10 protein-coding genes are annotated in these 12,370 nt (G+C 57.4%); all 10 read left to right on the forward strand.

From position 1 onward, the window contains the following. The first annotated feature begins 147 nt into the window (after window positions 1-147). Window positions 148-690, forward strand: coding sequence for a stage V sporulation protein T (gene spoVT, locus ACFFT4_RS02745; protein WP_378044876.1), 543 nt, complete (start codon window positions 148-150; stop codon window positions 688-690). Window positions 691-855: 165 nt separating this feature from the next. Next, complete coding sequence (locus ACFFT4_RS02750) at window positions 856-2,778, forward strand: oligosaccharide flippase family protein (RefSeq protein ID WP_378044878.1); 1,923 nt, start codon at window positions 856-858, stop codon at window positions 2,776-2,778. A gap of 6 nt (window positions 2,779-2,784) precedes the next feature. Next, a complete protein-coding gene (yabN, locus tag ACFFT4_RS02755) occupies window positions 2,785-4,269 on the forward strand; it encodes a bifunctional methyltransferase/pyrophosphohydrolase YabN (RefSeq protein ID WP_378044879.1) in 1,485 nt (494 codons plus the stop codon). Window positions 4,270-5,086: 817 nt separating this feature from the next. After that, a complete protein-coding gene (gene hbs, locus ACFFT4_RS02760; protein WP_378044880.1) occupies window positions 5,087-5,359 on the forward strand; it encodes a non-specific DNA-binding protein Hbs in 273 nt (90 codons plus the stop codon). Between the two features lie 3 nt (window positions 5,360-5,362). After that, window positions 5,363-5,644, forward strand: coding sequence for an RNA-binding S4 domain-containing protein (locus ACFFT4_RS02765; RefSeq protein ID WP_378044881.1), 282 nt, complete (start codon window positions 5,363-5,365; stop codon window positions 5,642-5,644). Between the two features lie 441 nt (window positions 5,645-6,085). Continuing rightward, window positions 6,086-7,396 (forward strand): IS91 family transposase, encoded by a 1,311-nt coding sequence (locus tag ACFFT4_RS02770; RefSeq protein WP_378044882.1) that lies wholly within the window; start codon window positions 6,086-6,088, stop codon window positions 7,394-7,396. Window positions 7,397-7,776: 380 nt separating this feature from the next. Further along, window positions 7,777-9,408 (forward strand): response regulator transcription factor, encoded by a 1,632-nt coding sequence (locus ACFFT4_RS02775; protein WP_378044884.1) that lies wholly within the window; start codon window positions 7,777-7,779, stop codon window positions 9,406-9,408. Next, complete coding sequence (locus ACFFT4_RS02780) at window positions 9,395-9,814, forward strand: hypothetical protein (protein WP_378044886.1); 420 nt, start codon at window positions 9,395-9,397, stop codon at window positions 9,812-9,814. Before ACFFT4_RS02775 ends, ACFFT4_RS02780 begins: the two co-directional genes overlap by 14 nt. Window positions 9,815-9,829: 15 nt before the next feature. Further along, window positions 9,830-11,224: a cache domain-containing sensor histidine kinase gene (locus ACFFT4_RS02785; protein ID WP_378044888.1), complete on the forward strand. Its 1,395-nt coding sequence runs from the start codon at window positions 9,830-9,832 to the stop codon at window positions 11,222-11,224. A gap of 181 nt (window positions 11,225-11,405) precedes the next feature. Then, window positions 11,406-12,314 (forward strand): ABC transporter permease, encoded by a 909-nt coding sequence (locus ACFFT4_RS02790; RefSeq protein ID WP_378044890.1) that lies wholly within the window; start codon window positions 11,406-11,408, stop codon window positions 12,312-12,314. Window positions 12,315-12,370 lie beyond the last annotated feature (56 nt).

The following is a 12,370-nucleotide window of genomic DNA, read 5'->3' on the forward strand; positions in this document are numbered from 1 at the left end:
AAGAAAATGGGAGAGGTTGAATACTACCCTTACGATTCGAGATCTCTTTCTCCGACTGTACAAGGTTCGTCATAAAGGCTGGCAAGCCATCCTCGCCGACGGCAGCAGCAGAGCGAATACACCAAAGAAAGTGGGGCAACACGAGCTATGAAAGCAACCGGAATTGTACGCCGCATCGACGACCTCGGAAGAGTCGTCATTCCCAAAGAAATTCGTCGCACCCTTCGCATTCGGGAAGGAGATCCGCTGGAAATATTCGTGGATCGCGACGGTGAAGTTATCCTCAAAAAATACTCTCCGATCGGCGAGTTGGGCGATTTCGCCAAGGAATACGCCGAATCGTTGTCCGAGAGCACGGGACATATCGCGATGATCTCCGACCGGGATACGTTCATCGCGGTGGCCGGCGCCTCCAAGAAGGAATATCTCGACAAGGCGATCGGCAGCCTGCTTGAAGGCTGCATGGAAAATCGCAAAATCATCCTGGAGTCCTCTCCGGGCAGCCATGAAGTGCTCAGGGACGTATCCGAGACGATCAGCTCGTTCGCCGCGGCGCCGATCGTGGCGGGAGGCGATCCGATCGGCACGGTCGTGCTGCTCAGCAAGGACGACTCGGTGAAGATGGGCTCGATGGAGAGCAAGATGGTCGAGACGGCCGCCGGCTTCCTGGCGAAGCAAATGGAGCAATAAGACGCGCCGCTTCGGCGCAGCGGGCGAAAAAGTTTCCCAGGACGGTTTAACTCCCGTTCTTAGGGAAGCTTTTTTGCTTTGCGGCTTTCGATTATAATCAAGTCACGGGATCGGGAACGGAGAAAATACGGAAGCGGTTCGACCAAGGAATGGGGAATGGGCGGCATGCGAATCGAATATGAGACCGGAGCTCCGGGGAAAAAGGCGCTCTGGCAAGGAGCCGCCTTGCTCGGAGGCGCGGCGCTGCTGACGAAGCTGATCGGCACCCTGCAGAAAATTCCGCTGCAAAACCTGGCCGGAGACGAAGTGTTCGGACTGTATACGGCTGTGTACGCGCTGGCGGTCTTGTGGATGACGCTGGCTTCGGCGGGCATTCCGGTAGCCGTCAGCGCTTTGGTGGCCGAGAAGGCGGCCCGGGGCGACGAGGAGGGCGCCAGGCGCGTGCTGCGGTGGGCCGGCGCACTGATCGGTCTGATCGGTCTGGCGATGTTCCTGGCGCTCTGGCTGGGCGCGGACGCGTTCGCCCGGTGGATGGGGCTGGAAGCGGCGGCCTCGGCCATCCGGATGTCGTCGCTTGCGCTGCTGTTCGCGCCCGCTACGGCCGTGCTGCGGGGGTATCAGCAGGGCCGGATGCGTATGCTCGGACCGGCGGTGTCCCAGCTCGCCGAGCAGGTCGCCAGAGTGGCTTTCATGCTCGTCGCGCTGGCGATCGCTCTGGGCGGGGCGTGGTCGGCTTCCGCCACGGCCGCGGCCGTCCATGGCGGCTTGGCGGCGGGGGCGATGGCCGGGCTGCTCGTCATGGCCTGGTTCTCCGCTCGCGACGGACGGCGGCGCAGTGCCGAGCCGGTCGTTCTCCGCGCGGCCGGCTTGAAGAAGCGCTTCGGCCCGCAAGGAGAGACGGCGGAGGCGGCAGCGGTTGGGAGTACGGCTGCGCCCGCCGAGCGCTTTGAGGGAGTCCATCTGCATGTTGGAGTGGATGGGGAGATGGCGGAGGCGGCAGCGGCTGGGAGTGCGGCTGCGTCCGTCGATCGTTCTGAGGGGGTCCGTCTGCATGTTGGCATGGACGGGGAGGAGGCGGTAGCGGCAAGCGGGGGGAACGTCGCTGCGGGTCGGCCTGCGGGACATGTCGTCTGGAACGAGTCCCGAGCGGCTTTGGTGAAGCGAATTATGCGCGTTGCCGTGCTGGTGGCGATCGTCTCGGTCGTCGCGCCGATGTTCGCGCTGATCGACGCGTTCTCCATTCCGCGCCTGCTCGACGAGGGCGGAGCTTGGGCGCTTGCCCAATTCGGCGTCTACAGCCGCGGGGTGGCGCTGCTGCAGTTGGTGATCCTGAGCGCCTCGGGAGCGGCCGCGGCGCTCGTTCCGGCGCTGACGGCGGCCCGGGCGCGCGGAGACGGAGGGGAGCTTGTCGGCCGGGCGGTGTTCGCGATGCGATTGGCCTGGTGGTTCGGCTGCGCGGCTGCGCTGGGCTTGGCGCTGCTCGCCGCGCCGATCGATACGGCGCTGTTCGGCGACGACAGCGGCGCCGCCGCGATGGCCCTCGTCGGGCTGGCCGCCGCCGGAGGCACGCTGCAGGCGGTCAGCGCCGCCCTGCTGCAGGGCATGGGCGAGCTGCGGGCGCCAGCGGTCAACCTGGCCGCGGCCGTGCTGCTCAAGCTGTCGCTGAACGTCGCTCTCGTGCCGCGTCACGGCATCGAGGGCGCCGCCGCCGCGATGGCCATCGCCTACGCCATCGCCGCAACCCTTAACGCGCTGTCCCTGCGCCAGCGCGTTCCACTGCCCGCCCCGCGCGCGCAGCTCGCGTGGCGCTCCGTCGCTGCGCTGGCCGCCATGGCGGCCGCGGTCGCTCTGCTCGCGCGCGGCCTCGGCGGGCTGCTCGCCGCCGCCCTGCCCGCGCGCGCGGCGGCCCTGCTCGTCGCCCTGCCGGGCGTCGCGCTCGGGGCCGCCGTCTTCGCCGCGGCGCTCGTCGCCCTGGGCGCCGTCGCTCCGCACGAATGGCGCGAGCTGCCGGGCATCTCCGGCACTCGTGCCGACCGCTGGCTGCTTCGCATCAGAACCCTGACTCGTCGGGATAACCAGGAAGGATGATTCCAGATGGCTAACAAAGCTTCGATTACCGTTGTCGGACTCGGCTCCGGGGGAGAAGACCAATTGACGCTCGGCACGCTGAAAGCGCTGGAGAAGGCCGAGAGACGCTACGTCCGCACCGCCGACCACCCGGCCGTCGCCGATCTGAAGCTGCGGGAGATCGGCTTCGAATCGTTCGACCGGCTGTACGAGCGTTACGAGGACTTCGGGCAAGTGTACGAGGCGATCGCCGAGGAGCTGCTGGCTGCGGCGGCCGACAGTGCCGGAGAGGAGATCGTCTACGCCGTGCCCGGCCATCCGATGGTTGCGGAACGGACGGTGCAGCTGCTCCGGCAGCGCGCGCCCGAACGGGGAATCGGGCTGCGGCTGCTGGGCGGCGAGAGCTTCCTCGATCAGGTGTTCGCCCGCCTTGGCTTCGATCCGATCGAGGGCTTCCAGCTGCTCGACGCGTCGGAGCTGGCCCGCGAGCATCTGCGGCCGCGTCTGCATACCGTGATCGGACAAGTGTACGACGCGTATACCGCCTCCGAGGCGAAGCTGGCGCTGATGGGCGTCTATCCGGACGATCACCCGATCGTTGTCGGGCAAGCGCTGGGCGTGGAGGGGCAGGAGCGGATTTTGCGCATTCCGCTCTACGAGCTTGATCGGCTGAACAGCTACGGCAACCTGATGCTCGTCTATATTCCCGCCAGCTCCGACGAGCGGCTTCGCCGCGGCTCTTTCGAACGGCTGCACGAAATCGTTGCGATTTTGCGCAGCCCCGGGGGCTGTCCGTGGGATCGGGAGCAGACGCATCAGTCGATTCGGCGCAATTTCATCGAAGAGACGTACGAGGCGATCGAGGCGCTCGACCTGGACGATCCGGACGGCATGAAGGAAGAGTTCGGAGACGTGATTTTGCAGGTGCTGCTGCACAGCCAGATGGAGGAGGAGACGGGGACGTTCGACGTGTACGACGTTCTGGCCGAGCTGAACGACAAGCTGATTTTCCGCCATCCTCACGTGTTCGGCGGGGAGAACGCCGAAGACGCCGAGGCCGCGCTGCGCAGCTGGGAGCAGATGAAGGCCGAGGAGAAGAAGCGCAAGGGACAAGCCGAGCGCAAGTCGCTGCTGGACGGTCTTCCGAAGGACCTCCCGGCGCTGCCGCGCGCGCACAAGGTGCAGAAGAAAGCCGCCTCCGTCGGCTTCGATTGGCCGAATCTGGACGGCGTCTTCGACAAGATCGAAGAAGAGCTTCGCGAGCTTCGTCTGGCCGTTCGCGAGGAGTCCGCAGAGCGGCAGCGGGACGAGCTCGGCGATCTGCTGTTCGCCGTCGTGAACGCGTCGCGCTTCATCAAGGCCGACCCCGAGGAAGCGCTGGCGGGAACGAACCGGCGGTTCGCGGAACGGTTCAAATACATCGAAGAGCAGCTGCGTATAAGCGGACGCACATTTGGGGAAACTGATTTGATAGAGATGGAAGAATGGTGGCAAGAGGCGAAATCCCGATAGAAAGGAGGCTGCGAAGACTCTCGAAACGGGCTAGCAGTCTAGCAAACCGTTAACCGACTCCAAAGTCGATACTAGCGCACAATAACGGTCCACCAGACCGTTAACCGGCCTAAAAGTGTCGCCAGCGCGCAATAAAGGTCTACTGGACCGTTAACCGGCCCAAAGTCGCCACTAGCGCGCAATAACGGTCTACTGGACCGTTAAACGGCTCCAAGTCGCCACTGGCGCGCAATAAACGGTTTACCAGACCGTTAACCGGCCCAAAAGTGTCGCCAGCGCGCAATAAAGGTCTACTGGACCGTTAACCGGCTCTAAAGGCGCCACTAGCGTGCGATAACGGTTTACCAGACCGTTAACCGGCCCAAAGTCGCCACTAGCGCGCAATAACGGACTACCCGGGCCGTTAACCGGCCCAAAAGTGTCGCCAGCGCGCAATAACGGTCTACCGGACCGTTAACCGGCCCAAAGTCGCCACTAGCGTGCAATAACGGTCTACTGGACCGTTAACCGGCCCAAAGTCGCCACTAGCGCGCAATAACGGTCTACTGGACCGTTAACCGGCACGATTGGCGCACGCTTCGGCATATGTCGTCGCACCAGGTCCTATTGCATACGAACTAAACCTAAAAACAACCTAAAAATCGCCGATTTCCCCGTACTTTCTACCTATTTCGCGAAAATTTTTTAGAGAGTGGCAGGATTTTTTTAACAAGGAGCAGAATAGTATCCTTCGTGCACCAAAAAATCAACGTTCCGAACACCCCCAAGAGGGATAGGGAACGAATAAAAGGTTCAACCATAGGAGGAATTCCGTACCATGAACAAAACAGATCTGATCAACAACATCTCTGACAAAAGCGGCTTGACGAAGAAAGACGTAGAATCCGTATTGAACAACTTCCTGGGCGAAGTGACCGACGCTCTGTCCAAGGGCGACAAAGTTCAATTGATCGGCTTCGGCACGTTCGAGACTCGCAGCCGTTCCGGCCGCGTAGGCCGCAACCCGCAAACGGGCAACTCGATCGAAATTCCAGCTTCCAAAGTTCCTGCGTTCAAAGCGGGCAACAAACTGAAAGACGCCGTAAAATAAATCATGCGTCTTGATAAGTTCCTGAAGGTGTCGCGCCTCATCAAGCGCCGCACCGTTGCGAAGGACGTGTCCGATCAAGGGCGCGTCCTTCTCAATGGCAGGGAAGCGAAGCCTAGCGCGACCGTCAAAATCGGGGATGAGCTGGACATCCAATTCGGACAGCGCACGTTAACCGTGCGGATCGAACGTTTGACGGAGTCAACCCGCAAGGAAGACGTCGCCGGGCTGTACACGATTCTGAAGGAAGAGGTTCGCAAGCGCGAGGAAGATCCTTTCGGCCTGTGAATCTCGAAGAGCAGACGCCAATGGTAGATGGAAGGAAATAGTCTTCCATTCATTGGGTCGACGATAGCGCATGCCGCTCTCTTACTATTAGGGAGCGACATGCGCTATTTTGCTTTCTGGCGATCTTAAAAGAAGCCCTTGAATTGCCGACATAATGGGGAGATGGAAGGAGCGTCTGTTCGCCGGCCTTGCCCCGATTGGAAGAGGTCGATTCCTACACGAGTTCCGCCCTTGCCGCAAGCTTTGCTTCGACTTTTGAAATGTACAAGAAATGGGCGATCGAAGCAAATGCGGAAGCCAGAAAAGAATTGGACAACGCCACGGAAAAATACGATCAATCGGAAGGACGCCGAAGGCGTTTTTTTTACATAATAGAATTTATAACTTTTCGGGTGTGGAGTGGGTCTTCACGGTCTTTTTGTTGTTTGGTACATTTGAAACATGGAGCCGAATATTCTCAAGCGAATTTTGTTCGATGAAAGAGGCCACTGGGATGAATTTGTTCGAAAGCATCAAGGGAAGATACGTGTAAATGTACTAAAAGAAGTGGCTAAGTTTCGCGATTGCGGAAATCCGAAGAATGGTTTTAAGTTGTTGGTCTGCGAAGGATGCCATGACCTACGGCTTGTTCCTTATCGCTGTAAAGGGCGATTCTGTACGACCTGTTCCTGTGGTGAAACAGAAGAGTGGAGTCGGTTGTTAGAGGAAGAGGTATTCCAAGTTAATCATCGTCATGTCGTGATGACAATAGACGAGGGACTGAGGGATGTGTTTCTTAAGCATCGTTGTTTGTTAAAGGAATTCATGGACGAAGCTGTACGAATTGTAAAGGAATTTTTCGAGAAGAAGCACAAGGTAACCCCCGGTATAATTGCCGGATTACATACATTTGGCTCCCGGCTGAACTTCAATCCTCACGTACATATGTTGGTGACTATGGGAGGAATGAAGCAAGACGGAGAATGGAAGACGTATGATTTTGTGCCGTTTGAAATGTTAAGAAAACAATGGCAAACGGTAGTGCTGAAGCTTATACGTCAAAACTTAAATGACCGAGATAAAAAACAAGTACAAGCAAGATTGCAAAAGGCCTACTCGAATAACGGAGAAGGCTTCTATGTGCATGCGCCGAAACAAAAAGGTAACGTTAAAGCACAATTAGGGTACATGGGCCGATACATAAAAAGACCAGCGATTGCGGTAAGTCGAATTGTAGACTATGACGGGGAGTACGTGGAGTTTCGTTACCATGACAAGACGGACGGCCAAGAGAAAACAGAGCGAATTGCGGTTGAGGCGTTTATTGCAAGGCTGATTCGGCATATACCGGATGAGCATTTCAAGACAATCCGCTATTACGGGGTGTATTCACGTCGAACGAAAGCGTTGTGCAGGAAGTTAGTGGGCGTATGGCAAGAGCATGCACGAAAATGGATTGTACGAGCTAAGCGGCTGCTGCGGCGGACATGGAACCAACGTCAAAAAGAGAAAACGGGAAGAGACCCGATGACCTGCGTGAAGTGTGGATGCTATTATGAATACAAGGGAGAGGTCTGTCTGGAAGAAGGACAGTTAAAAATTAAAGTGGCGTTATGTGCAAATAGCAAAGCCGTGCTAGAAAGGATGATACGTGATGTCGCCGGTGTCCAAGAGCCGAAAGAAACAAGGGAAAAAGAAGAAACAAGGAACCGCACCGCTAAGCAAGTTCCTACAAGAGAAATTGGCGGTGAATTATATTTGTTTGCAATGTGAAGAGCAGGAGAAGATCCCCCTGGATACAGTGAGGAGCTTTGACATCATGGACGGAGGGGATCCAACGGTACCGCCTCAATTTTCGTGCGGGTTATGTGGAGGGACAATGTATCCTGAGTATTACAAAGGGATACACGGTAACGAATACAGGATTGAGGATGTCCGTAGCACAACTGCAGAATAGTCTCATGGAACGCAAAACAAAGGACCGTCAGGGAATGAACTCATCCCTGACGGTTTTTCTTACTTTACGGTATTTTCAGGGCGGGAGGAGGTCTTCCGCCTTGTTTTTGTTTCTGGTAAGGTAAAGCCATGGAGACGAACGTTTGTCGTCAAAGGCGTATCTGCTTGGCATAGGCATAGTTCTGGAGGCGACGAAGATGTTCAAGGTTTTGATAGCCGAAGATGAAATGCTGGTCAGAGTCGGACTGAAAAACGCGATTGAATGGGACAAGTTCGGAATGACCGTAATCGCCGACGTGCCGAACGGGCAGGAGGCCTGGGAGGTGTACCAGCGGGACGCCCCCGACATTGTCATTACCGACATCAAGATGCCGGTCATGGACGGCATGGAGCTGATCGGGCGTATCCGCGAGACGGATCAGACGACGAAGGTCGTCATTTTAACCTGTATGGAAGATTTCGAGCTGGTGCGCAAGGCGCTTGTCCATCAAGTCAGCGAATATATATTAAAGCTGGAGATGACCCCGGATCAGATCGAGAAGCTGCTCGGCCGGCTTCAGCGCGACATGAACGCCGCCGTTCCCCCTCGGCATCCGGTTCCCCAGCATTTGGAGTCGGAGCACGACGCGGTCAAGGAAAATTTGATTAAAGACTATTTGTTCTGCAACGGTTATACCGAGCGCGAGTTCGCCGCCAAAGTCGACTATTTGCGGTTGAACCTGAAGCCGACGCGGATGATCGTATGCGCCATGGAGATCGACCAGTACGGGCGGCTGCGCAACCGTTTTCAGGATCAGAAGGGGCAGCTGACCCGCAGGTCGCTGCTGAATGTATTAAACGAGGTGCTGCGGGGCTACGAGCGCGGCGAAGCGTTCCACGACGAGGAAAGCCGTTATGCGATGATTTTCAGCTTCCACGACTTGCTGAGCGAGCAGCAAATTTATGAAAATTTGTACAAAATTATCGACCATATCCGCAAAGTCATGGCCACCTATTTTAACGTAACCGTCTCCTTCGGCATCAGCGACATCCGGACCGGGTACAGCGCCTTGATCCGGCAGTATCGGCAGAGCATTCAAGCGCTGGAGCGGAAGTTTTTTGACGGACCGGGTAAAAATGCGTTCGTCGCGCACACGGACAACGAGCGGATCGGCGCGGAGCGGAGGGAGAAGCTGCTCGGGCTGGCCGAAGGCTGGGAGGTCGGAGACGGCTACGGAAAGCTGCTGGCGGAGAAGATTCAGGCGTTCCTGAGCGCCGGCAGCGCCTTGTCCAAGCAGGATGTGCAGAAGCAGTTCATGCAATGGCTCCTCTGGCCGATCAGCACCTTGCATCTGGCCCGCACGAACCGGATCGAGTTTTTTACGACGTACGCCGACCGGATCATGAATGCGGAGACGCTGGACGAGATGATCGAGGACTACCGGCAGTATTTGGCCGAGCTGGCCCGGCTGCATGCGCAGAAGCGGACCGTCGGCAGGGAAATCAACAGCGTGCTGCGATTTATCGAGGCGAATTACGAGCGCGACATTACGCTGGAGGAGCTGGCCGAGCTTGTCCAGATGAGCCCGAACTACTTAAGCGGCCTGTTCAAAAAAGAGATGCAGCAAAACTACGCGGACTACCTGGTGCAGTACCGCATCGAGCAGGCGAAGGAGCTGCTGCTCGGCACCTATATGAAAACGTACGAGGTGGCGGAGAAGACCGGGTTCGCCAATCACAGCTATTTCAGCCGGGCCTTCAAAAAAATGACGGGCAGCAGCCCCCGGGAGTTCCGCAGGCAGTGGATGGTCGACTGGTCGAAAGCCGGTGAGCCGGATGATCAGGAATAGGCTGCTGAAGCTGTCCGGCGGGAGCCTGCAGACCAGCCTCAGCCTGTCGTTCATGATCATGAGCGTTGTCGTGCTGATCGTCACCGCGGTCGGCATTTATTTCGGCGTGCAGGACATCTGGCAGAAGCGCTCGGAGAAATCGACGCTGCAGCTGTTCGAGCAGCTGCAGTACAGCGTGGACGTCATGCGTCACGACGCCGACAAGGTGTCCAAGCTGTTCCTGATCGATCCGGACATCCAGGCGTATCTGGAGACCATCTCGGACAGCTCCAACTCCCCCGGGGAACATGTCAACTTGACGAATAGAGTGATGGACCGGATTTCGATCGTTCTGAAAAACTACGAATCGATTTCCTCGATCTATTTGTTCACGGACCACGGAATCGTCGTCGGCGTGAGCGATTAGGCTTCGACCTACATCGTGAACGCCGAGGCCAAGCATTGGTTCTATACGTCGGGACTGTACAGCAAGGCTCAGGAGCTCTACCCCCGGCTGATTTGGAAAGGCGCCGCGAAGGCGAAGGACTTTCAAGGCGAGGCGTTCCAGGCCGAGGACGAATCGAGCAGCCTGCTGGCGGCGATGCGCGGCGTAAAGGCCGTCTCCAGAATGACGCAGGCGGGAGCGCTTGTCGTCAATCTCAAGCAGCAGGCGCTGGCCGCCACCTATAACAAATTGGCCGGGGAGCCCGGCAGCGAAATTTTCATTTACGACCCGGACGGCACGGTCATTTCGGATACGGACGGCACGCGGCTGGGGCAAGCGGTGGAGGCGGACTTGCTGGAGCGGATCGACGACCCCTTCGGAAGCTTTACGAACGGAGACAGGCAGGTCATTTATTATCGGCTGGGCGAGACCGGCTGGACGGTCGTCAAGCTGGTGCCGACCAGCGAATTCGTCAAGGATATTTGGCAGCTTCGCTATACGATGATCGGCATTTTGACGGTTATGCTCCTTGCGGCGCTCGCCATTTCGTATTATTGGATTCGCCGAATCACGCAGCCGCTCTGGCAGCTGGGGAGAGCGATGCAGGAGATGGAGCGGGGCAATCTCGGCATCTCGCTGCAGAGCGACGACGACAACGAGCTCGGCATGCTGGCCCGCGGCTTCAACAGAATGTCGCAGAGCATGATCGGCCTGATCGAAGACAACCGGAAGGCGGAGGAGCAGAAGGCGCAGCTGGAAATTCGCATGCTGCAGTCGCAGATCCAGCCCCATTTTATTTACAATACGTTAAACACGATCAAGTGGATGGCGATTGTCATTAAGGCGGACAACATTTCCCAGAGCTTGACGACGCTCGCCAACCTGCTGAAGCCGATCTTTAACCGCACCGAGCTGATGTGGACGTTCCAAGAGGAAGTGCAGTATACCGACAACTATATCAAGCTGATGAACATGCGCTACGGTCAGGGAATTCAGGTCGAATGGGAGCTGCCCGAATCGGTGGCCGACTATCGGGTGCTGCGGTTCATCCTGCAGCCGATTGTCGAGAATGCGATCGTGCACGGGATGGAGGCGCACAACTATACGGGAACGATCCGGATCGCCGCGGAGGAGCATAACGACGACATCCGCCTCGTTCTGTCGGACACCGGCACGGGAATCGCCGAGCGGCGCTTGAGGCAGCTCAAGGAAATCCTGGACAGCGAGCAAGCCGGCGAGCAGAGCGACGCGCACGTCGGCATCGGCCTGCAGAACGTCAACAAGCGCCTGCAGCTTCACTTCGGCAGCGCCTACCGGCTGGAGCTCGAAAGCGAGCCCGATCGGGGCACGACGGTCACGCTGAGATTTCCCAAGTTCGGCGAAATGGAATGAAAACGTAAGAAATGAACAGATCTATGGCATTGTTTGGAAGAGGGAAGCGGCCTGCCGTTTCCCTCTTTTTATTTTGCCGCGGGAAGGGAAAGAATTCGTAAGTTAGTTCGTTTTTTGTATAGTTGACCTCGCCTATACTGGATGGAGTCAAGCCCGTCATTAAACGAAATGGAGTAGATCTATGCGGAATAAACCGATGCTCGCGAAAAGCAGGCTCAACTTGCTTTTGATGGCCGTCCCGTTCCTTGTGCTGGTGTTTATATTCAACTATTTGCCCTTATTCGGCTGGGTGTACGCTTTCTTCGATTACAAGCCCGGCATCCCGCTGAGCCGGACGGAGTTCGTCGGATTGAAATTTTTCACGCTGACGTTCCATGACGGGGGCGAAATGCTGAACGTGCTGAAGAACACGCTGGCGATGAGCTTTCTGGGCATTGCGACGACTCCGCTGCCGCTCATCTTCGCGATTCTGCTGTCCGAGGTCAAAAGCGGCAAGTTCAAAAGGTTTGTGCAGACGACAACGACGCTGCCGAATTTTATCAGCTGGTTTATCGTATTCTCCCTGTTTTTCTCCATTTTCTCGGTAGAGGGCCTGTTTAACACCTTGCTGATCAAGCTGCACATCATCAGCGAGCCGACGAATATTCTCGGCAACCGGGAGGCCGTCTGGTACGTGCAAACGGCAGTGTCGGTCTGGAAGGGCATCGGCTGGGGTGCGATCATCTATTTGGCCGCCATCGCGGGGATCGATCAGGAGCTGTACGACGCCGCGAAGGTGGACGGGGCCGGGCGCTTCCAGACGATCATGAACGTGACGGTGCCGGGGCTGATGCCGACGTATATCGTGCTGCTGCTGCTGGGCATCAGCAACATGCTGTCGAACGGATTCGACCAATATTTCGTCTTCCACAACCCGCTTGTCGCGGAGAAGATCGAGGTGCTCGATTATTACGTGTACCGGATCGGAATCGCGACGAACGATTACGCTTACGCGACGGCGATCGGAATTTCCAAGACGGTGGTCAGCATCACCCTGCTGTTCACGGTGAACTTCATTTCCAAGAAGGTGCGAGGCGAGTCCATCATCTAGGGCGTGTATGCAAACCAGACATGCCCTGGCTTATCTTTATCTCCGCGACAAGGATG

The organism is Cohnella cellulosilytica (assembly GCF_042431195.1).
In the GTDB taxonomy this organism is placed as follows: Bacteria; Bacillota; Bacilli; order Paenibacillales; family Paenibacillaceae; genus Cohnella; species Cohnella cellulosilytica.